The sequence below is a fragment of the Adlercreutzia muris genome (assembly GCF_008831045.1).
GTDB lineage: Bacteria > Actinomycetota > Coriobacteriia > Coriobacteriales > Eggerthellaceae > Adlercreutzia > Adlercreutzia muris.
On record NZ_WAJS01000004.1, the window covers coordinates 77,188 to 99,844 of the forward strand.

The 22,657-nt window shown below is 64.5% G+C and carries 18 protein-coding genes; 16 read left to right on the forward strand and 2 right to left on the reverse strand.

All coding sequences use genetic code 11. From position 1 onward, the window contains the following. Positions 1-73 precede the first annotated feature (73 nt). The 3 genes from F8D48_RS02130 (at position 74) to F8D48_RS02140 (ending at position 5,440) form a co-directional block, all read left to right on the forward strand. Positions 74-2,524, forward strand: a complete 2,451-nt coding sequence (locus F8D48_RS02130; protein WP_151429772.1) for a thiamine pyrophosphate-dependent enzyme — start codon at positions 74-76, stop codon at positions 2,522-2,524. After that, a complete protein-coding gene (locus tag F8D48_RS02135) occupies positions 2,521-3,252 on the forward strand; it encodes a 2-oxoacid:acceptor oxidoreductase family protein (RefSeq protein ID WP_151429773.1) in 732 nt (243 codons plus the stop codon). Before F8D48_RS02130 ends, F8D48_RS02135 begins: the two co-directional genes overlap by 4 nt. Before the next feature lie 463 nt (positions 3,253-3,715). Next, complete coding sequence (locus F8D48_RS02140) at positions 3,716-5,440, forward strand: FAD-dependent oxidoreductase (protein ID WP_160324265.1); 1,725 nt, start codon at positions 3,716-3,718, stop codon at positions 5,438-5,440. Positions 5,441-5,729: 289 nt separating this feature from the next. Here the strand turns inward: F8D48_RS02140 and F8D48_RS02145 are convergent, their stop codons facing one another. Next, entirely contained in the window at positions 5,730-6,926 is a 1,197-nt protein-coding gene (locus F8D48_RS02145; RefSeq protein ID WP_236650584.1) for a response regulator transcription factor, read from the reverse strand. 217 nt (positions 6,927-7,143) lie between these two features. Here F8D48_RS02145 and F8D48_RS02150 point away from each other — a divergent pair, with 217 nt between their 5' ends. The 13 genes from F8D48_RS02150 (at position 7,144) to F8D48_RS02210 (ending at position 20,986) form a co-directional block, all read left to right on the forward strand. After that, entirely contained in the window at positions 7,144-7,692 is a 549-nt protein-coding gene (locus F8D48_RS02150) for a hypothetical protein (protein ID WP_135970270.1), read from the forward strand. Then, complete coding sequence (locus F8D48_RS02155) at positions 7,685-8,341, forward strand: antibiotic biosynthesis monooxygenase family protein (RefSeq protein WP_135970271.1); 657 nt, start codon at positions 7,685-7,687, stop codon at positions 8,339-8,341. The genes F8D48_RS02150 and F8D48_RS02155 overlap by 8 nt, the downstream gene beginning before the upstream one ends. Positions 8,342-8,554: 213 nt before the next feature. Further along, complete coding sequence (locus F8D48_RS02160) at positions 8,555-9,790, forward strand: phenylacetate--CoA ligase family protein (protein WP_151429776.1); 1,236 nt, start codon at positions 8,555-8,557, stop codon at positions 9,788-9,790. 210 nt (positions 9,791-10,000) lie between these two features. Next, the gene (locus F8D48_RS02165; protein WP_205717309.1) at positions 10,001-12,112 is read left to right on the forward strand and encodes a bifunctional diguanylate cyclase/phosphohydrolase; all 2,112 of its coding nucleotides are present in this window, start codon (positions 10,001-10,003) and stop codon (positions 12,110-12,112) included. 34 nt (positions 12,113-12,146) lie between these two features. Beyond that, entirely contained in the window at positions 12,147-12,509 is a 363-nt protein-coding gene (locus F8D48_RS02170; protein ID WP_151429777.1) for an Hpt domain-containing protein, read from the forward strand. A gap of 100 nt (positions 12,510-12,609) precedes the next feature. Further along, entirely contained in the window at positions 12,610-15,603 is a 2,994-nt protein-coding gene (locus F8D48_RS02175; RefSeq protein ID WP_151429778.1) for a hybrid sensor histidine kinase/response regulator, read from the forward strand. Positions 15,604-15,607: 4 nt separating this feature from the next. Continuing rightward, positions 15,608-16,597, forward strand: coding sequence for a transglutaminase-like domain-containing protein (locus F8D48_RS02180; protein ID WP_151429779.1), 990 nt, complete (start codon positions 15,608-15,610; stop codon positions 16,595-16,597). A gap of 16 nt (positions 16,598-16,613) precedes the next feature. Continuing rightward, positions 16,614-17,666, forward strand: coding sequence for a type II secretion system F family protein (locus F8D48_RS02185; RefSeq protein WP_135970277.1), 1,053 nt, complete (start codon positions 16,614-16,616; stop codon positions 17,664-17,666). A 28-nt stretch (positions 17,667-17,694) separates the two neighbouring features. Beyond that, a complete protein-coding gene (locus F8D48_RS02190) occupies positions 17,695-17,994 on the forward strand; it encodes a hypothetical protein (protein WP_240806178.1) in 300 nt (99 codons plus the stop codon). Continuing rightward, positions 17,991-18,611: a DUF4860 domain-containing protein gene (locus tag F8D48_RS02195; RefSeq protein WP_240806179.1), complete on the forward strand. Its 621-nt coding sequence runs from the start codon at positions 17,991-17,993 to the stop codon at positions 18,609-18,611. Before F8D48_RS02190 ends, F8D48_RS02195 begins: the two co-directional genes overlap by 4 nt. Continuing rightward, the gene (locus F8D48_RS02200; RefSeq protein ID WP_151429780.1) at positions 18,611-19,300 is read left to right on the forward strand and encodes a hypothetical protein; all 690 of its coding nucleotides are present in this window, start codon (positions 18,611-18,613) and stop codon (positions 19,298-19,300) included. The genes F8D48_RS02195 and F8D48_RS02200 overlap by 1 nt, the downstream gene beginning before the upstream one ends. Further along, entirely contained in the window at positions 19,293-19,892 is a 600-nt protein-coding gene (locus tag F8D48_RS02205; protein ID WP_151429781.1) for a S4A5 electrogenic sodium bicarbonate cotransporter 4, read from the forward strand. Before F8D48_RS02200 ends, F8D48_RS02205 begins: the two co-directional genes overlap by 8 nt. 20 nt (positions 19,893-19,912) lie before the next feature. Continuing rightward, positions 19,913-20,986, forward strand: coding sequence for a type IV pilus twitching motility protein PilT (locus F8D48_RS02210; RefSeq protein WP_135970281.1), 1,074 nt, complete (start codon positions 19,913-19,915; stop codon positions 20,984-20,986). A gap of 122 nt (positions 20,987-21,108) precedes the next feature. Here the strand turns inward: F8D48_RS02210 and F8D48_RS02215 are convergent, their stop codons facing one another. After that, positions 21,109-22,392, reverse strand: a complete 1,284-nt coding sequence (locus tag F8D48_RS02215; protein WP_151429782.1) for an STAS-like domain-containing protein — start codon at positions 22,390-22,392, stop codon at positions 21,109-21,111. Positions 22,393-22,657 lie beyond the last annotated feature (265 nt).

Genomic DNA, 22,657 nt, shown 5'->3' on the forward strand with positions numbered 1-22,657 from the left:
ATCTGGCGAAGTTTGTTGCGCAAAAACGGGCGAGAAGGAAACCGACCGCGCAAATGGGGATGGAAACGAGCTTATGAAGAAACTTCTGATGGGCAACGAGGCATTTGCCCATGCGGCCCTAGAGGCCGGGGTGAACGTGGTGGCGGGTTATCCCGGCACACCGTCGTCCGAGCTGGTGGAAACCGTGGCGAAGCTGCATGGGTCCGGCGCGGCCCGGGACGTGCATGTGGAATGGTCTACCAACGAGAAGGCGGCCCTGGAAATGCTCGCGGGCGCGTCTTACTGCGGAGCCCGGGTGCTGTTCACCTGCAAGCAGGTGGGCCTGAATGTGGCCTCCGACGCCCTCATGTCCCTGAACTACGTGGGGGTGGGCGGCGGCTGCGTGCTGTTTGTGGCCGACGATCCGGGCCCCATCTCGTCCCAGACCGAGCAGGACACGCGCCGCTTCGGAGCCTTCGCGAAGGTGCCCGTGCTCGACCCGGCCACCCCTGAGCAGGGCTTTGCCATGATGGGCGCGGCCTTCGACTTGTCGGAGCGCTACCACACGCCGGTCATCGTGCGTCCCACCACGCGCATCAACCATGCGTCCACGTTTTTCGAGGTGGCCGATGAGACCCACGGCCGTCCGCTGCCCGCCGAGGGCTTCCAGAAAGATCCGAAGTGGGTCATCTTCCCCAAGCGGGCCTTTGAGGGCCACGGCGAGATCAACCGCCGCCTGGCCCAGATTGCCTGGGATTACGCCTACGATCCGGCTCTGGCGCAGTTCAACGAGATGTTCGAGGGGGGCGGAGAGGGAGCCGCCGCAGCCGCCTCCGCTGCGACGACCGGCACGACCGGTGCCGTGCAGCCCACCGGCGGGGAAGGAGCTGGCCGCACTTCCGCTGCCGGCCAGGCCGCAAGAAATGCGGCTCCTGTGGCGGCGGCCCCGGAAGCGGGCGCCCCAGGGGTTGAAGAGCCCCGCGTGGGCATTGTGGCCGGCGGCGTGTCGGTGGCCTATGCCCGCGAGGCCCTGGCACTTTTGGAGCGGCAGGCCGCTCGGGCGGGCATTTCCGTGCCCCGTTACCGCTTCTTCGCCGTGGGCACGCCCTATCCCTTCCCCGTGGAAACGGCCGCGGCTTTTGCGGAGGGGCTCACCGATGTGATTGTCTTCGAAGAGCTCGATTCCGTGCTGGAAGAGGAGATGCAGAAGTTGGCCGGCGTGCGCCACCTGCCCCTGCGCGTGCACGGCAAGCTGACCGGTGCCGCCAACGACCGCGGCGAGAACACCGCCGAGAACATCGCCGGCCGCCTGGGACGGTTCTTCGATCGAACACGGGCTGCCCTTCCAATTTCGCCGCACGAGGACGGAGGCGCCTCCACGTGCTCAAACAAGTCCTCGCTTTCGGAAAAAATGGGATCAGAAGTGTATCCCATTTTTTCCGAGTCTGCGGAATCTGCGCGCGAGGAGGTGCCTCCGTCCTCGCGCTACTCGTCTGAGGTCGAAGGGACTGATTCCCTCGCCGCCCTTGCGGCCCGCACCATTGGCGGCGGCACGCTCAGCTACGACGGCCCCTTGCCCGTGCGACCTCCCGTGCTGTGCGCGGGATGCCCCCATCGGGGCAGCTTCTACGCCGTGAAGCAGGCGCTCAAGGGGCGCGAGGCGGTGCTGTGCGGCGACATCGGCTGTTACACCCTCGGCAATGCCAAGCCGCTCGATGCCGTGGACACCTGCCTGTGCATGGGCGCCGGCATCACCATGGCCCAGGGCTTCTCGGTGGTGGAGCCCCATAAGAAGTCGGTGGCCTTTGTGGGCGATTCCACGTTCTTCGCCAGCGCGCTCACGGGCATTGCGAATGCCGTGTACAACGGCCACGACGTCACCTTCGCCATTCTGGACAATGCCACCACGGCCATGACGGGCAGCCAGCCGCATCCCGGCACCGGCGTCACGCTCATGGGCGAGAAGCGGCGGCCCATTGTGATCGAGGAGGTGCTGCACGGCTTGGGCGTCCAGCACATCGGGTTCGCGAACCCGCACAGCGTGGAGATGTCCGTGGCGGCAGCCCGCGCGGCCATCGATTACGACGGGCCCTCGGCCATCATCTTCCGCGCTCCGTGCATTCAGCTGAAGAAGCCGGCGGAGCCGGTGCGCATTAGCACCGAGCTTTGCGCCGGTTGCAAGAAGTGCATCACCTCCATCGGCTGTCCCGGCATCGGCTTCGACGAGGGGCGGCGCGGTCCGAAGTCGGGCGAGCGCGGCCAGGCCTTCGTGGATGGCAGCCTGTGCGACGGCTGTGCCCTGTGCGTGCAGGTGTGTCCCTTCGGCGCCATCGAGGGGGCCGTGGGCTTCGGCGGTGCGGTGGCCGTGGAGCCGGCCATATACACTCCGAATCCCGAGCCGTTCCAAACGGGGGAAATCCCCGTGGTGCTTGCCGACGAGCGGAACGATTTCCAAGAGACGGAATTGCGCGGTGAGCTTGACCAGACGTCCGACGAGGTCCTGGGCGCGGCGGAAGGCTCGCTGGAGGAAGGGGGTGCCCGATGATCGACATTCTGTTGGCGGGTGTGGGCGGCCAGGGCACGGTGCTGGCGGCGAAGGTGCTGGCCCAGGCGGCGCAGTCCAGGGGCTGGCAGGTGCGCACGGCCGAGACCATCGGCATGGCCCAGCGCGGTGGCAACGTGACGAGCCATGTGCGCATGGGCTCGAACGGGGAAGCGGTGTTCTCGCCGCTTATCACGCCAGGCACGGCCGACATGGTCATTGCCCTGGAGCCCGGCGAGGCGGCCCGGGCGCTGCCGTTCCTGGCTCCGGGCGGCGTGCTCGTGACGGCCACGACGGCCATCCAGCCCGTGACCGCAGCCCTGGCCAGCCAGCCCTACCGCGCCGGCGACGTGGTGGCGGCCCTGGCGAACTCGCTTCAGGCCGAGGCCCCGCGCGAGCAGGCGGCTGCTGCCGCCGATGCGGCCGAAGAGACGGCTGCGAGCCTCGACGCCGCCGATGGGGCGGCCGGCGCAAAGGACACCCAAGCTCCCGGCGTGGACGGTTATCCCGTGCCTCTCTTCATCCCCGTGGATGACGAGGCGCTCGTGGCGCACCTCGGTGCCGGCTCCCGCAAGTCGCTCAACATGATGCTGCTCGCCGTGGCCGTGGCCCAGGGCCGCATCCCCCTTACCGTGGCCGAGCTGAAGGCAGCCGTGCAAGCCTGCGTGAAACCCCAGTTCGTCGCCATGAACCTCGAAGCCATCGACCACGCCGCCGACGCCTACGGGTAGGATCTACTCGAACGTCTCCTGCAGCGTCAGAACAGCGACGCCTATAGCCTCATCGAGCATCGAGGGTTTCCAGCGGAGCCCTCGGCCCAAAATCTTGTGTGCACTGCATCGGCTGTCTATAGAGAATCCGAAAAAGAAACTCCAATTTGGGAGAAAAATTCGCGAAAAAAATCTCCCAAAACGGAGATTTTTCATGCAGGTATGCTGCGGTGCTTCTCGCCGAACAGTGCCAAACTGCGCCCTTTCTGACGAATTAAGGGCAGCTGTCAAGGGGCGGAGCCCGCGCATCATCGCGCTTTTTGACGATGGTGCTGAACGGGGATTTTATCAAAATCATACCTTTCGGATGAGCGCTTGGGGGCAGATCACCGCTTTCGTGAGACTGACGGCGGTACCCAGAGACCCTAGGATGCAAGGGTACCCGAATCGGCAGGGACGCCGGTTCGCCGAAAGGAGGAATTTCATGGGAGACAACAAGGGAATGGATCGCCGCGGCTTTCTGAAGACCGCTGCATTTTCAAGTCTGGCGCTGGGCGGGGCTGCGGCCCTGGCCGGCTGCGCCCCGGCGGCGGGCACCGATGGCGGCGCCGCGCTGAGCAGCACCGGCGACATTGCCTGGGATAAGGAAGTGGACGTGCTCGTTCTGGGCTCCGGCACGGGCGCGTTCGCCGCGCTGGTGGCCGCGGCCAAGGGCGCAGGCTCGGTGTGCCTGGTGGAGAAGGGCACCATGTGGGGCGGCACGGCGGCCACCTCGGGCGGCGGCTTGGCCGTACCCCTGACCTACGCTGCCGCAGATGCGGGCGTCTCCGACAGCAAGGAAGAGATCGTCAAGTACTTTAAGAACGCCTCCGATGGCCGCGTTGACGAGGCCGTGCTGAACTCCTTCATCGACAACGGCAGCGACTTCATCGACTGGATCTCCGAGGAGATGGGCTGGAAGTTCGTGGCCTCCCCGCTGTTCGGCGACTACTACGAGCCCATGGAGGGCTGGATTCCCATGGGTCGCGGCAGCCTGGGCGCGGCCAACGCCGACGGCCCGCTGGTGGCCGTTCAGATGTGGGAGGAAATGAAGGCGAAGATGGAGGGCTACGGCGTCGAGATTCTCATGGGCACCGAGGCTACCGAGCTCATTACCGATGGTGCGGGCGCGGTGCTCGGCGCGGTTTGCGGCGGCCAGAACATCAAGGCCGGCGCGGTCATCGTGGCCACGGGCGGCTTCGACCACAACGATGAGATGCGCGCGAAGTACCACCCCTTCAAGATCATGGCCACCAATGCCGTGCCCACCAACACCGGCGACGGCCAGCTCATGGGCATGGCCATCGGCGCCAACGTGTCCTACATGGACCGCTGCTGGGGCGCCCCGGCCATCCTCACCACGGGCGACGACCCGGCCACGCTCATCGCCGAGGGCACCATTGCCCAGGAGATCGCCGGCACCGACTGGGCCATGTACCGCGGCCTGCCCGGTGCTGTGGTCGTGAACAAGAAGGGTCGTCGCATCGGCAACGAGGCCGGCCCCTACGACCTGTTCAACCAGGCCTTCGCCTACTATGACACCGGCGAGCCGGGCCATGTGAACATCCCCGCCTACTTCATCTGCGATGCCGCCTGCTGGGCCACCTATTCTCTGCCGGGGCACACTGTGGGCGCCGTGGGCGAAGGCGACGGCAGCTACTTCGACGAGACCTACGGCGGCGAGGCCACCGATCCCGCCGAGGTGCCCGCCCACTTCGTGCAGGCCGACACCTTGGAAGAGCTGGCCGGAAAACTGGGCATCGACCCGGCCGGCCTGACCGCCGAGATTGCTGCCTTCAACGAGAACGCCGCCCAGGGCAAAGACCCGGTGTACCACCGCGGCGAGAAGCATCTGGACATCAACACCACGGGCGTCATGGCCGGTAGCCGTACCGACCTGGCCAACCCGGTGCTCGCGCCTCTGGCCACCGGCCCGTTCTACGGCGCCATCTACGTGCCGGGCACCTGCGGCACGGCCGGCGGTCTCACCATTAACGAGAATGCCCAGGTCGTAAACACGGCCGGCGAGCCCATCGAGCACCTGTACGCCGTGGGCAACTGCTCCTCGGGCGTGTCCGGCGGCACCTACGTGCACGGCGGCATCAGCCTGGGTTCCGGCGGCGTTATGAGCTGGGTGGCCGTGAACCACGCGATGGGCGCCACTGCCTAAGTGCTTCTGTCGCGGGTCGGCGCCGGCCCCCCTCCCACCGTTGTCGACCCCTCTTTCATAGATCGGCCCCGCTTTTGCGGGGCCGATCTGCATAATGGGCCCTGCGCCTGATGCGCCCTTTGCCCAAGGGGCGCATCAGGTGCAGGGCCCCAGTCCGCGGGGTGCTTCGGCCGCGGGCCCCCGGTCCGCGGGTGCGCTTCGGGTTCGGGCCCCCGGCCCGCGGGGACGCTTTGGGCTCAGGCCCCTGAGAGGCGCTCTCTTGAAATCCCCGCATCCGAAGGGCCGCTCTCTACCCTTCCGGCAGGTGGCGCTTGAAGTAGTCGATGAGCTCCTGTTTGGAATGGACCCCCAGCTTCGCGTAGATGCGCTTGGCGTGGGTGCGGGCCGTGCCCTCGGAGATGAACAGCTCCTGCTGCACGATGCGCAGGGAGCGGCCCTCTAGCAGCAGGGCCGTCACCTCGGTCTCTCGCTTGGTGAGCCCGGCTTCCTGCGCCACCTCTTCCAAGGCCGTCTCCCGCCCCATGCTGGCTGTGCGACCCAAGGTATTGATCCACACACCGGAGAAGGCGAAGAACCCTACCAGGGTCAGCAGGCAGACGAAGGACGACAGGTCTACGAGCAGGGCTTCGGGGATCAGGGGGAACTGGTCGCGGACAAGGGTTCCCGCCACGATGCCGAAGCCCCAGCTAAAGTTCAGCAGGGCGAAGTAACTGGCCTTGCGCAGGTCTATGCCGAAGGCGGTTACGACACCGAGCATGATGAACAGCAGCTGGGAGATGAGAAACAAGGGCGCGGGGTGCGCAAACAGCTGACCGGGGGATGTGGCCATGGACACCGTGCCGAGGGCCACCACCAGGCCCGTCGCGGCGCCGGTTAGGCAGGGCGCGATGCTCGGGGGCGATAGGCGCACTTTCTTGGGCAGAGGTCCGAGGCGCTTGCAGGACGGCGCGGGCGTATTCGTGCCGAAGAGCATGGCCAGGGGCGCCATAACGACGAGGAAGTCGTAGACGGGCCGGGGGACGAGCAAGAGCACCAGGTTCAACAGATAGAACAGCAGCAATGAGCCCGAAAGCGCCACAGACAGGGTGGAGAAATCATCGCACTTCGCGAGGGTTTCCAAGCGCAGCAGGGCCGCAAAACCGCACAGCACGGCCAAGCCCAGAACCAGGGCCGAATGGGCGAACTCCGGGGCGGCGGGCAGCTGGGGCAGCAAGGTGAGCCCAAGCCCCACGACCGCGGCTGCCAAGGCGGTTCCCACGCGCAGTGCCCGGGGGATGCGATCCCATCGGGCCCAGGTGATGCCAATGACGAGGGCGCCGCTGAGCACGAAGCTCGGCAGCGCCAGCATGGCCGGCTCGATGAAGGACGCGGTGAAGAGGCTGTCGTAGTTTGCTTGGTGCAGCCATAGCCAGATAATGGCATCGGCCAGGGCGATTTTCGCCGCCTGCATGCGGTTGACCCCGTGGGCCCGTAGGTTGATTTGCATCGTTCCCTCCCTTGAAATCAGCAAATCATATCTTTTGGACGAGGGAAAACGCTGAAGTACCCGCTTTCGTGAGACAGACATTTTCCGGCCCGCTGGATATGCTTCCAATAGGTTCGGTCCTGGGTCTCAGCAGTATGTTTGTGGAAGAAGATAGTGCGAAAAACCTGGGGCCGAGCCTATCCGTTGGAGGATTCTTTGTCAAGAAAGGGGATATGCTATGAGACAACTCCCATCGCAGCTCTCGCGCCGCTCGTTCGTGGCCGCCGGAGCCTGCGCTACGGTGGCCTCCCTCGGCGTTCTGGCCGGATGCGCCACCGAGACGGCTGCCGCACCGGAGCCGAAGGAGGAGACGCCCGAGGCGCCCGAGCCCGCGGCCGAACCTGCGTCTGAGCCCGCGGCCGATCTGGCCGATACCGGGGAGGAGAACGTCATCTACATCGTGGACCGTCTGGTGGCCAAACCCGGCGACGGCAAGGCCGTGCTGGACGACTTCATGGCCAACATGAAGCCGCTCATCGAGGGCGCGGGCTGGACGCTCAAGCGCGTCACGGTGTCGCCGGCCATGTGGCTCGACACCGATTCCAACATCATCGAGATCGAATGGACCATGGCCGATATCGTGCAGGCAGCCTGGGCCTACTCCTCGGGTACGCGCTACAACCCCGAGTACGTGCAGTGGTGGGCGACCATGAGCGATCGCCTGGTGTCCAACGACCGCGTCTACTCGGCTCCCGAAGGCTACATGGAGGTGCTCAACAATGTTTAATGCGGTATTTTCGGTGACCCTCGCCGAGGGAGCCAACGCCGAGCAGTATGTGGCCGACGCCAAGGCGGCCGCCGAGGCCGTGAGCCCGGTGTTCCTGGCCGATATGGTGCTCGAGCCGCCCATGCCCGGCGGCAACTTCTTCTGCGAAGTGGGCTTTGCCGACCAGGCTGCCTACGAGGAGGCCAAGGGCGGCGAGGCCTGGAGTGCACTCACGGCGCTCATGAACGACAGCACGTCGGTGGCCAACTGCGAGTTCATTGCTTTTGGCGAGGGCACCCTCACCCTTCAGGAGAAGGAGAAATCCACCTGCCATCGCGTGCTGTTCTTCAGCATTCGCGAGGGAGCCGATCCGGCCATGGTGGAGAAGATGGAGGCTCACATGAACGATATGTGCGCCCATGTGCCCGGCCTGCGCAACTGCAAGTTCGCCCCGGTGGTGGAAAGCTCCGGCACCGATGAGTGGGCCTACGCCTACGAGTGCGACTTCGACGAGCCCATGACCTTCTTGGGCAAGTACATGTCCACGCCGTTCCACTTCCTCTATATCGACAAGTTCTTCGAGCCGGCTTGCGGCGAGTGGGTGGCCAACCCCAACTTGTGCACCCCCTATCTCGCCCAGGAGAAGCCCTTCCTGGCGAGCTTCGAGTAGCCGAGCCGACGCCTCTCTCCCGCGGCCGCCGGAGTCCCTCCCCTCCGGCGGCCGCTGTGCGCATTCTCCGGGATGTTCCCCTCTCGTTCTTTCCGCTCGCCACCTCGCCGTTCATACCGGCGTGATTGTCTTGATTCACAGGCGCTAACTGTTACGAATTTGTTAGAATGGAGCACACTCGAAAAACTGTGCCCTAAGGAGAGACGCGCACCCATGGAGATGACCGAAGAGCAGTTGGCGCTCATTACCCACGAGCTGGCCACTATCAAGGAACGCTCGCCGTTCTACGCGAAGAAGTTCGAAGGTATCGACGTGGCCGACGTGCGCACCCAGGCCGATTTCGAGAAGCTTCCCTTCTCCGAGAAGGACGACCTGCGCCAGGTGTATCCGTTGGGGCTGCAGGCTGTGCCCGATGAGGAAGTGGTGCGCATCCACAGCTCCTCGGGCACCACGGGCACGCCCGTCATCATCCCCTACACCCAACAGGACGTCATCGACTGGGCCACCCAGTTCGCCCGCTGCTACGAGATGGCCGGCATCACGCCCCTCGACCGCATCCAGATCACCCCGGGCTACGGCCTGTGGACCGCCGGCATCGGCTTCCAGCTGGGTGCCGAGCGCCTGGGCGCCCTGGCCATTCCCATGGGTCCGGGCAATACTGACAAGCAGCTCCAGATGATGCAGGACCTGAAATCCACGGTCATAACCGCCACTAGCTCCTACGCCCTGCTTTTGGCCGAGGAAATCTCCAAGCGCGGTCTGCGCGACAAGATCCACCTGAAGAAGGGCGTCATCGGGTCGGAGCGCTGGGGCGAGAAGATGCGCAACCGCATCCAAAACGAGCTGGGCATCGAGATTTACGACATCTACGGCCTCACCGAGGTGTACGGCCCCGGCATCGGTATCTCCTGCGATGCCCACGCCGGCATGCACATCTGGGACGACTTCGTCTACATCGAGATCGTGGATCCGGAAACCGGTGAGAACCTGCCCGACGGCGAGGTAGGCGAGCTGGTGCTTACTACGCTGCGCAAGCAAGGCGCCCCGCTCATCCGCTACCGCACCCACGACCTCACGCGCATCATTCCCGGCGACTGCTCCTGCGGCTGCCGCCATCCGCGCATCGATACGCTCACGGGCCGCACCGACGACATGTTCAAGGTGAAGGGCTGCAATATGTTCCCGGCCCAGGTGGAGGAGGTCATCAAGGCCACCAACGGCACCAGCTCCGAGTACCAGGTGATGATTGAGGCTGTGAACGGCCACGACGTGCTCACCGTGCTGTTCGAGACGCCCCTTGAGGGCGAGGCGCTCGCCCGCTGCGAGGAGGAGCTCGCGCTCATCTTCAAGGCGAAGTTGGGCTGCACCCCCGAGGCCAAGGGCGTGGCCGTAGGCGAGCTGCCCCGGTCCGAGAAGAAGACCAAGCGCATCTTCGACAGCCGCTATTAAGGTACGAGAGCGGAGGAGGCGCCATGACGTTTGAACGCAGGGGGGGGGTGCTCGTCTTTGCCGAGCCGCCCGCGGAATTTCCGCGAATCGGCCGGTGACGCCCCTCGGATTGCGGGGACGCGCCAGCGCCCCATCGGTAAACGGGAGCTCGAATGCGGGAGCACGCGAGCGCGAAGCCCGGGATGGAAGGAGTTAGCCATCGCTACGAGCTTGAACCATAGCAAGCAGACGATCCTCATCGTCGATGACTCGATGCTCAATCGGGCTCTGCTCGCCGACATGATCGGCGATGCCTACCGCATCATCGAGGCTGAGGACGGCAAGCAGGCCGTGGCGGCGCTGCAGAAGGAGGGTACGGGCATCTCGCTCGTGCTGCTCGACTACGTCATGCCCCAGATGAACGGCTTCGATGTGCTGGAGGTCATGAACCGCAACGGGTGGATCAAGGACATCCCGGTCATCATGGTGTCCGCCGAATCCGATGCCGCCTATATCGAGCGGGCCTACGAGCTGGGCGTGACCGACTTCATCAACCGCCCCTATGACGTGAACATCGTGCGCCGCCGCGTCATGAACACCCTCATGCTGTACCAGAAGCAGCGCACGCTCATGGGCATGGTGGCCGATCAGGTCTACGAGCGCGAGAAGTCCAACAACCTCATGGTGTACATCTTGTCGCACATCGTGGAGTTCCGCAACGGCGAGAGCGGCATGCACGTGCTGAACGTGCAGGCCATGACCGAGATGATCCTCACCCAGCTTACGGCCATGACCGACCAGTACGCCCTCACGGCCGAGGACATCTCGCTCATCACCATGGCCTCGTCCCTGCACGACATCGGCAAAATCGCCATTCCCGAAGAGGTGCTGAACAAGCCGGGCCGCTTCACCGACGAGGAATTCGCCATCATGAAGACCCACTCCGCCGTGGGCAGCGACATGCTGGACGATCTGGAGCTGTACAAAGACGAGAAGCTCGTGAAGCTGGCCCGCGAAATCTGCCGCTGGCACCACGAGCGCTGGGACGGGCGGGGCTACCCCGACGGTCTAGCCGGCGACGAGATTCCCATTTCGGCCCAGGTAGTGGCCTTGGCCGACGTGTACGACGCCCTTACGAGCGCTCGAGTGTACAAGCCCCCCTTCAGCCACGACGAGGCCCTGCGCATGATTCGCGAGGGGGAGTGCGGCGCCTTCAACCCGCTCATCCTAGAGTGCCTCACCGCGGTGGCCGATGACCTGGAGAGCCGCCTGAACCGTGGCGTCACGGGTCGCGAGATATCCGTGGATAGCCTGCGCGTGGTGGATTCCGCTCGCGAGGCCGGCGAGGCCGAGGCCTCGAGCCGCACCCTGGAGCTGCTGGATTACGAGCGCATGAAGTACCACTTCTTCGCGTCCATGAGCAACGAGGTGCAGTTCGAGTACACCGCCGAGCCTCCCATGATCGTGCTTTCCGACTGGGGCGACCGCAAGCTGGGGCTTCCGGAGATCATCATGGACCCCTACCAGGACGAGGCCTTCTGCGCGGTGTTCGGCGCTGGGAACCTGCGCGACCTATGCCATCGCCTGCGCGCGACTACGCCCGAGGCACCCTTGGTCGACATGGAGATGGAGGCCACGGTGGGCGGCGAAACGCGCTGGCTCCACGTTCTTGCCCGGGCTTTGTGGTCCGACGAGAATCCCCCCACGTACCTGGGGTCTCTCGGCAAGTTCGTCGATATCGACGACCGCCAGGCCGAGCTTCACGACCTGCAGTTCAAGGCTTACCACGATCCTCTGACCGAGGTGGTGAACGGGGCGTTTGCCCGCAAGGTCATCACCGAGCGCCTGGGCGCGGAAGGCGAGTGCGACCGCCATGATGATCGGCACGTGCTCATCGTATGCGACCTGGACTTCTTCAAGCAGGCCAACGACACCCACGGCCATCAGTTCGGTGATCGGGTGCTCCAGCACTTCGCCGACCGCCTGCGGGACAGCGTGCGCAGCGATGACGTGGTGGCCCGCGTGGGCGGCGATGAGTTCCTGCTGTGCATGGGCTGCTCGGTGGACCCGCGTCCCCTCGTGGAGCGCATCCATCGGTCCTTGGAAGGGGAGTTCGAGGGCTTCCCGCTGTCGGTGTCCATGGGCGTGGCCACCACCGATGGCGGCGTGCGCGGCTACGACGAGCTGTTCCGCCGCGCCGATGTGGCCCTCTACCACAAGAAGCGCGATGGTCGTGGCGGCTACGTCTTCTACGACGATTTGAGTGACCAAGAGCGGGCGTTCTCTCTCGATGAGCCCTGCACGGCACTTTCGGGCATAGACAGAAACGATTCAGACCAGTAGACTGCTGGGGAGGGTCACGTTAAAGGAGAACATCATGTCTTTGGAAATTGCCTATGCTGCCATGGGCGGCGATCTGGAAACCGTGCGCGGCCGATTGCTGACCGACGAGCGCATCGAGAAGTTCGCGAAGATCTTCTTGCAGGACACCTCCCTGCAAACGCTGGAGAATGCCCTGGAAGCCGGTGATTTCCCCGAGGCCTACCGCGGTGCCCACACTCTGAAGGGCGTGAGCCGCGATCTGGGCTTCACCCCGCTGTACGAGGCCTCCTGTGCCCTGTCCGACGCTCTGCGTCTGGACGATGCCGGCACCCCCGCCGACCTGGCCGCCGTGCCCGAGCTGCTGCCGGCAGTACGCACAGCCCACAGCCTCGTGGTGGATTCCATCGCCATTATATAAGTAGGGAGGGCATCGCAAGGGTCCGCGCCGACGCCGGCGGGGCCGTGGAGGCACGAGGCCGAGGAAGCCGCAGCACGACTTCCGAAAGGAACTGAGACGAATGACTGGAACTGACAACAAAGTAAGACGCGGGCGCATTATCGTGATCCTGGCCGCCCTGGCCGTGGTCATTGCCGCATTCGTCCTGTTCACCTCTATGAATAACGAGCGCATTTCCGAGCAGAACGCCAAGTACCTCCAGGGATCTACCGAGCAGTCGGCCCGCCGCATCAACGAGTGGATGACCGACTCGCAGACCGAGGTGAAGCTGCTGGCCTCCATGTACGAGAGCACGCTTGAGAGCGTGGAGGATATCGACGTCGACAGCATCAAGCAGCTGGCCGACTACACGAAGTTCGACTACACGACCATTTCCCTGGCCGGCGGCCGAACCTTCGACAACACGGGGAAAGAGGGCGACGCCTCCGACCGCGAGTACTATCTGCAGGGCATGGAGGGCGCTTCGGGGGTGTGCGCCACCGACCACTCTCTGTTCTATGACGATCTGTCCGTGATCTTCTACACGCCCCTGTACTTCCAGGGCGAGGTAGTCGGCGTCATCAGCGGCGCCTACCGCGAGGGCTCCATGGAGGAGTTCCTGCGCACCTACATCTTCGACGAGCAGACCAATACCTACCTCGTCGACCGCGACGGCGCAGTGGTGGCCCATTCCTCCACCACCTACAGCAACAACGTGCGCAACGCCGTCGATCTGTACCTGGAAGGGGAGGGCTCGGGTAACATCTCACGCACCGAGCTGGAAGAGGCCTTCCGCAACGGCACCTCGGTCACCTTCAGCTACCAGGGCGATTCTGGCTCCGGCACGGCCTATGTGATGCAGGTGGCCAACTACGACTGGATGCTCATGCGCACCTTCCCCGCCTCCATCACCGACGCCATGCAGGCTCGCGCCAATCTGGCCGGCCTCATGCTGGTAGCCCTGGTGGGCGGTGCATTGGCCCTGGTGGCGGGCTTCCTGCTCGTGCAGACTATGCGCCAGCGCCGTAAGCTCATCAGCGAGAGCGAGCATGTGACGAGCATCGTATACTCATCGCTGGCCCTGTTCCAGCGCTTCGCTGTGATCGATCTGGAGAACAACACCTACGAGTACCTGAAGGACGAGGGCATCAAGGACGATCTGCCCCGCAACGGCGAGTACCACATGTTCCGCTACTATTGGGAGACGCGCTTCTGCGACGATGGCGAGCGCGAGCGCATGAAGGCGGAGCTGACGCCCGAGTACGTCCGCGAGCATCTGACGCCCGAGGTGCCCTACCTACACTTCGAATATCGCCTTAAGGATCAGGAGACCGGCGAGGTGAAATGGAACCAGGCCTCCATGATCCCGCTGCAGCGCAACGGCTCCGGCGTGGTGACGAGCGTGCTCTTGTCAGTTCAGGACGTGACCGATGTGAAGGAGCGCGAGATCGCCCAGCACAACGCGTTGCAGGACGCTTTCAACGAGGCTGAGCGCGCCAGCCGCGCCAAGACCGACTTCCTGAACTCCATGAGCCACGATATTCGCACGCCCATGAACTCCATCATGGGGCTGACGGCCATTGCCTCCATGTACGTGAACGATCCGGAGCGGGTGAAGGACTGCCTCACGAAGATCACCACCTCGAGCCGACATTTGCTCGGCCTCATCAACGAGGTGCTCGATATGGCGAAGATCGAGAGCGGCAATTTGGGCCTGTCCGAGGAGGACTTCGATTTGCCCGAGACCGTGGAGAGCCTGCTGTCCATCATGACGCCGCAGATCAACGACAAGAAGTTGAACCTGAAGGTGGAGATTGCCGACATCAAGCACGAGCATGTGGTGGGCGATCCCATGCGCCTGCAGCAGGTGTTCGTGAACATCATGGGCAACTCGGTGAAGTTCACCCCCGAGGGGGGCACCGTGAGCCTGCGCATCAAGGAGCTTCCCAGCCGGGTGAAGGGGTCGGGCTGCTACGAGTTCACCTTCTCCGATACGGGCTGCGGCATGTCCGAGGACTTCGTGAAGACGGTATTCGAGCCCTTCACGCGGGCCAACGATTCCCGCGTCACCAAAGTGGAGGGCACCGGCCTTGGCATGTCCATCGTGCGCTCGGTGGTGAACCTCATGAACGGCACTATCGACGTGAAGAGCAAGCTCGGCGAGGGCACCACCTTCACGGTGACCGTGTACATGAAGCTGCGCGACGGCGACGACCAGGATCTCACGCCCCTGGAGGGCTTGCGCGTGCTCGTGGCCGATGACGAGGAGGCGGCTGCCGAGAGCGCGTGCGAGGTGCTGCGCTCCATCGGCATGGAACCCGATTACGTGATGTCGGGCGACGACGCTGTGACCGCCGTGCGCGATGCCGAGAAGAACGGCCGCAGCTACGTGGCCATCATCCTGGATTGGAAGATGCCCGGCAAAAGCGGTATCGAAGCGGCCCAGGAGATCCGCGAGATCGTGTCCGACGATATGCCCATCATCATTCTGTCGGCCTACGATTGGACTGCCGTGGAACAGGAGGCGCGCGCCGTGGGCGTGGACGCCTTCATTGCCAAGCCGCTGTTCCGCAGCCGCCTCGTCCATGTGATGAGGGGGCTGCTGGTGTCCGAGGAGGTCGAGCCGGCCAGTGAGTACGAGGTGCTCCAGCAGAGCGACTTCAGCGGACACCGGGTGCTCTTGACTGAGGACAACTCCATCGCCGCGGCCATCGCTCTGGATATCATGGGCATGACCGGCCTGGAAGTGGATCACGCCGAGAATGGCCGTGTTGCCGTGGAGACGCTCCTGCGCGCCGAACCGGGCCATTACGACCTGGTGTTCATGGACATTCAGATGCCGGTGATGAACGGCTACCAGGCCGCGAGCGCCATCCGCGCCGCCGCTGAGGGAACGGGTCTCGACGGCGAGGCCATCGATCCCCGGCCCGATCTGGGCACCATTCCCGTGGTGGCGCTGACGGCCGATGCCTTCGCCGACGATGTGGCCCGGGCCCGGGCAGCGGGCATGAACGCCCATATGTCCAAGCCCATGGAAATTGAGCTGCTGGTGAAGACCTTGAAGGAGTGGCTGTAGGGCCATGGCTCATCTGCGTCGCCATAGCGCTCCGGTGGCCGCCGCCCTGGCGCTGCTGCTGTGCGCGACGGCCCTCGCCGGTTGCGGCTCCGGCGGCGATGGCGGCGGGGGCGGCGGCACGCCGGCGGCCCCGGGCGCTTCGGAGCCGGCGGCCGAGGGCGACGGGGGCACTACGGCGGGCCCGGCCTTCACGGTCCCGGGCTCGGTGGCTCTCTCTGCCTTTCACGGAGACTTCGCCGAAACCGGCAACGGCTGCTCCATCGACGTTTCGGCGGTGGCCGACGGCTACGTGGGGGCGTCGGCCAAAAGCGATAGCCGGCTCAAGTTCCAGGTGAGCAAGGGCGAGGCCAGCTACAACTACGATCTGCCCAGCGATGGCACGCCCATCGTGGCGCCTCTCAACATGGGCAGCGGCTCCTACAGCTTCCGCGTCATGCAGAACACCTCGGGCAACAACTACGTCGAGCTGTTCGCCACCACGGCCGACGTGTCGCTGGCCAGCGAGCAGGCTCCCTTCCTCGTGCCCAATATGTTCGTGAACTACGACGAGTCCTCGGCGGTGGTGGCCAAGGCCCGCGAGCTGGCCCAGGGCGCTGCCAACCAGGGCGACGTGGTGCGCAGCATCTACCAGTGGGTGGTGGCCAACATCTCCTACGACCATGATAAGGCCGCCGAGCTGGCCTCGGTTACCGGCTACGTGCCCGATCCCGACGCCACCTTGGCCGCGGGCACGGGCATCTGCTTCGATTACGCCTCGCTTGGTGCCGCCATGTTGCGCTCCCTGGGCATTCCCTGTCAGCTCATAACGGGCTACGTTGCCCCCGATGACATCTATCACGCTTGGAACATGGTATATATTGACGGAGAATGGGTGAGCGTGGAAATTAGCATACAACCGAACAGCTGGACCCGGGTGGATCTGACCTTCGCCGCCAGTGGCGCGAGCAGCACCATCGGCGATGGGACCGGCTATACCGACCGTTACACGTACTAGGGAGAGGCAAAAGGACATGGCCAAACCGAAACTCGACAGCGCGGGCATCAGCCTTTTCTGCGAGAGCGTCGCCATGATGCTGGCGGCGGGCATCCAAACCGACGAGGCGGTGGGGATGCTGTCCGAGGACATCGGCGACACCGCGCTGCAGGCTACTTGCACGACGGTGTACCGCAGCCTGAACGCGGGCGAGACCCTGGCCCGCTCCATGGAGGCGTCGGGGGCCTTCCCCCGCTATGCCGTGGATATGGTGCGGGTGGGCGAGAATGCCGGCCGCACCGAGGAAGTGCTGCGCTCCTTGGGCGTCTACTACGACGAGGAGGACCGCCTGTTCGCGAAGATCCGCTCGGCGGTGGGCTATCCGGCGGCGCTGCTGTGCATCATGTCCATTATCCTGGCCTTCACGGTCATCATCATCCTGCCGGTGTTCGAGGACGTGTACGTCTCCATCGCCGGCTCGCTCACCAACGGCTCCTCGGGGGCCGTGGGGCTGTCGGTGGCCATCGGCTGGGTGGCCCTCGGCGTGACGCTGGCCTGCACCATCGTGGCCCTCGGCGCCGTCATTGCCTGCCGTTCCGAGGCCGGCCGCATGGCGGTGATGAGCCTGTTCGAGAAGGTGCCCGCTACGAAGGGGGCCATGGAGCAGCTGGCCGTGTCCCGCTTCGCCTCGGCCCTGGCCGCCTACACCGCCTCGGGCGTGAACACCGACACGGCCATGAAGGAGGCCATGGAAGTGGTGGAGCACGCCGGCCTGAAGCGCAAGGCCGCCGGCGCCTATGCCCTCATGATCGACAGCGACGAGCCGCGCTCCCTGGCCCAGGCCATCAGCGAGGCTGCGGTATTCGAGCAGATTCACGCCCGCATGCTCACCATCGGCACGCGGTCGGGCTCCCTGGACGCGGCCCTCGATCGCCTGTCGGCCAACTTTTTCGACGACGCCATCCTGCAGATCGACTCCGCCATCGACAACATCGAACCGGCCCTGGCCGCCTTCCTCACCGTGGCCGTGGGCGCCACGCTCATCTCGGTCATGATGCCCCTCATCGGCATCATGGGATCGATCGGATAGCCCTATGATCCACGGGAAGACAGCCCAGATGAGAAGGGACCGCGCTCGGCGCACGGTGGCGGTCGTCGCGGCCTGTGTGCTGGCTGCGGTGCTGTGGTTCGCCTGGGATACGGCAAACGCCCAGACTGCGGCCCAAAGCGCCGTGTCGGTGCGCAACGCCGTGCTGGAATCTGCCATGCAGTGCGCCGCTGTGGAGGGGGCCTATCCTGCGAGTCTCGATTACCTGGAAGAGCATTACGGGCTCATTGTGAACCATGCCGACTATGTGGTCACCTACGAGGCCTTCGCCGCTAATCAGCCGCCGAGCGTGGAGGTGAGGCCCCGATGAGCCCGTGGAATCCCGCCCGTATGCCCGGGGCCGATGGTCCGGGCACCGCGAAGGCCTACGGCGGCAGCCCCCGTCGCCAGGAGCGCGATTTCGGCCGCGTGTTCACGGGGCTTCTGTTCGCGCTGTTCGTGGCCACGCTGCTCATGGCCATCCTCGTGGGCACGGGCGTGTACCGGGTTCTGCACCAGGAGGGGGCCGTCGCCGACAACCAGCGCCTGTCGCTGACGCTGCTGGCCAACGATGTGCGGGCCAACGACCAGATCGACGCCGTGGCCCGGGCCTGGGTGACCGAGGATGCGGTGTCCGTGGAAGTGGCCGGCGCCGACGGCTTTGAGGCGGCCGCCGCTGCAGAGGACGGCCGCAGCCTCTTCCAAGGACCGGCCCTTGTGCTGCGTGAGACCCTGCCCAGCGGCGTGTACGAGACGCGGCTGTACCGCTACGACGGCACCATTATGGAAGAGTACGCCCTGGCCGATGCCCCCTACGATCCCCTGAAGGCCACGGCCATCGTGGATTCCTCGGTGTTCGCGTTCTCCTACGAAGACGGTCTGCTCACCATTGAGACCGATGCCGGCGCCACGGCGGTGGCCCTGCGCAGCGGGGGAGGTGAGCGCTGATGGCTCGGGGAAATGCCCGCCGCTCCATGGCCGACTACTCGGTGGCCTCCCACGCCCGGGGCGTGGCGGCCGGCGATGAGCGCCTGGAGCGCTATCACGAGTACGTGGGCCGCCACCGGGCCGAGCGCCGGGTGTGGCCCGGTGCCGCCTTCATCGTGGAGGCCCTGTTGCTGCTCGTGTTCCTGGCCGGGTCCCTGGCGGTGCTCATGGATCTGAACGCCGACGCCGACGCCGCCGGCGCTCAGAGCACCGACCTCATGGGTGCTCTGGTTCTGGCCTCCAACGTGGCGGAAGAATTCGCCGCCGACCCGGTGGTCCTCCAGGAGGCCTACGCCGCCGACCCGGCGGCCGACCGGTGGTTCTCCTGCCCGCTAGACGCGGTGGAGAGCGGTTCCGGTATCCTCCGCGCGGAGTGCACCTTCGCCACCGAGCCCACCGAGGGCGGCCTGCTGCATCGGCTGACCCTGACCGTGTGGAAGGAGCGCGTGCTCACCGATCGGGAGCAGGCGGCGGATGAGGGCTACGTCATCAACGATCCCGAGGGTGCTGTCTTCGAGCGCTGGGAAGAGGAGCCCGTGTACACCGTGGAAACGGCCCGCTACGTGGCCAGCGCCGGCACTCGGCCCGCCCTCCCGTCCGCCGATGGTGCGGGAGCGGCTCCGACCGAAGGGGAGGTGTCCCATGGCTAGACCCCACGGATCGGTGCGCATCGGCCCTATCAGCCTGTTCACCCTCATCATCATCTTGTGCCTGGCAGTGCTGGCCGTGCTGTCGGTCACGACGGCTCGGGCAGAGCTTTCGGTCACCGAGCGCCAGGCGGCCACCACTACGGAAACCTACCAGCTGGAGGTGCGGGGACAGGAGTTCCTGGCGGCGGTGGACGGCTCCCTGGCGACTGGCGATGCCGCGGCTCTGGAAGCGGTGCTCGCGGACTACGGCGTGGAAACGACGGCCGCGGCCCCCGGCGCTGACGGCGCCGCCGCGACCGCCGCGCCCGACGCCGCCCCGGCCGGCGAGACCATCGAGGACGAGACCCCCTCGGGCACCACAGCCCCGGCCGCCGGTGTGACCATCGTCGATGGCGACGGGAGCGCCGGCTCCATTACGGCATCCGGCACCTTCGACGGCGAGCTCATCTCCGCGACGTTCGCCATGGACAGCGGCCGCACCCTGGCTCTGGCCTTGCGCCTGAACGACGACGGCACCTATCGCATAGAGCAATGGAAGATGACGACCCAATGGATTGACGACGGCACAGGCGAAACCCTGTGGCTCGGCTAGAGATAGGAGAAAGCGAACCTATGGAACTGAAGACACTGCTGCAGGAAATGATCGACAAGAAGGCCTCCGACGTTTTCATCGTGGCCGGTCTGCCGCTGACCTACACTGCCGACGGCCGCCAGATTCGCATGGACATGGCGCCGCTCATGCCCGCCGACACCCGGGCGCTCGTGGAGGCCATCTACGGGCTGTCCGGTCGCGACATGGCCCTATTCGTCGAGGGCCACAACCACGATGACGACTTCTCCTTCGCCGTGGCCGGCATGGGCCGTTTCCGCGTGAACGTGTTCCGCCAGCGCGGCTCTCTGGGCGCCGTCATCCGCGTCATTCCCTTCACGCTGCCGAACCCCGCCGACTACCACATTCCCGACGATGTCATGGCCTGCGCCGACTTCCAGAAGGGCCTCGTGCTCGTGACCGGCCCGGCCGGCGCCGGCAAGTCCACCACGCTCGCCTGCATCATCGACAAACTGAACAAGGCGCGCTGCGGCCATATCATCACCATGGAGGACCCCATCGAGTACGTGCATCGCCACGAGGGCTGCATCGTCACCCAGCGCGAGATTCCCTCGGACGTGGCCACCTACGCCGAGGCCCTGCGCTCTGCCATGCGCGAGAGCCCCGATGTGATCCTGCTTGGCGAGATGCGCGACCAGGAGACCATCGGCACGGCCATGACCGCCGCCGAGATGGCCCAGCTTTTGTTCTCCACCTTGCACACCACAGGCGCATCCTCCACGGTGGATCGCATCATCGATGCCTTCCCCGCCAACCAGCAGCGCCAGATTCGCATGCAGCTGTCCATGGTGCTGCAGGCTGTGGTGTCCCAGCAGCTGGTGCCCACGGTGGACGGCGGCATCGTGCCGGCCTTCGAGATCATGACCGCCACGCCGGCCATCCGCAACCTCATCCGCGAAGAGAAGACCCACCAGATCGACTCGGTCATCGCCAGCAGCGCCGGAGCCGGCATGCGCACCATGGACCAGAGCCTGTACCGCTTGGTGAGGGACGGCATCGTGGCCCGGGAAGTGGCCCTGCAGCACGCCATCCACCAGGAGGCCCTGAAGAAGCGCTTCGAGAGCGAGGGCATGTAGGGAACTGCCAGCCAGGTCTCGGCACGGTCGCGCCACCGGCATCGCCCGGGGCGGCTGTCGAGACGAGCGCGTAAACCCATGAGACGAGGGCGCCTCTTTGAGCGCCCTCTTCGTTCTCGGGATCAGTGGGATTCGCTTTGAGGGCTGGACCCAAAGAGGCGTCCTTGGAAGCAGTGGTCGAACATTGCCGCATTTGTGGGGGTAAGGCCCTGGAAGTTGAGTCGTTGAATGACGGTGATGATGCCGAATCGGTCAATGAGGCGTACGAGAAGTTCGTCCGCAAAAGACGCACTTACCATGGAGATGCCATTGAAGTTTAGTATGCAAATGCCTGGGGCCGATTCCATAAGGTTCCCAGCTATGTTGGCAAAGGCTTTCGCCTCGTAACGACTGGCGCAGCCGCGAGATTCTTGGGCAACTGAGATAAGAAGTGCTTCGTTGGATTGGTTTGAGGGAATTTGCAGGTCGATCAGATGATTATCTACCCAAAGGTTGACGGGGTCGGCATTGAGCGCCGTTTGAATATCAAGAGGGCGTGATGTGTGGAGTTGAAAATCGACCAGAGTCGTGCCCGACTTGAAAGGGGTTACTGCGGAAATGGCGGGCACGGCGGCTTCCGAATTCTGGTGGTGCCGCACGGCATAGCGCGCTCCGTCAGAAGTCAGTTCGAAGGAGCCGGAGGAGCAGCTGACGATTTGCTTCATCATCCAAAGTCCGTTGCCAGCTCCTGCACCGTCGCCGACACCGCGCTGAATGGCTGCGCTAAGGGCCTCCGAAGGAGAGCTCGCCCGAATCCCTCCCTTTGCCAGGGAGGAGGGGATTCCCTGACCCAGGTCAAAGACGGCAACGGCGATCCTCTGCTCCGATTTATGGTACTGGGCCATTACATAACCAGCGGCATTGGGCGAGTTGGTCTCGTCTTGAGAGTGGAGGAGAATGTTGTCGGTGACTTCATAGAGAGCGAGCTCAAGTCCCTGTAGAACTCCTCGGGGCATTTCGCCGGCCCGCTGCATGGAGCCAATAATGCCGTGAACGACATCATAATGGTCGTCGGAAGAGAACTTCCATACCTTGCTGAGGTGACTGGAGGGGGAAGCAAGGGGATCGTGAACATAAGGATGGATGGTTTCTGATTGATTGAGAACAGGAGCGTTTCTCCAGCTAGCTGCGGGAGAAAACGAGCAGCCATGCTCAATGGTGAAATAATCGATGATGCCCGCAATAGGAACGCAAATATTGGGATAGCAAGCGCTCTGTCCCGGTCGCACTCTCAATTTGAAGGAAGTGATTCCATCGGCAATGCCTTTGAACACTTTGGCGGCTAAAAACTGAGGAGCTCCTTTGCGGTGAAGATCGAGATAGACGTTGACATGCGGCTTCCGCTCCTCGGCCGGTGGTGTGCTCATTGCAAATAAATCCTTCTCTTTGGGAAAGTACATGCTATCATAGGCAATGCGAAATCCCCCGGGCCTCTGCTTTGCATGCAAACTTCGGGGGATATTTTATTGTGCGGCATGTGGTCGTTTGGCTGAGAGCGGTGTTGCGGGTTAAGGCTCAAAAAGTGTGCTCTTAGCATTATTCACTGTCTGTACCGGGTTGGCATGTGGAACTCGTTCCAGTCGATGCCGGACCCGTACTCCTCGGGAGCCCCGTCATCCCGCCCGCGCTTGC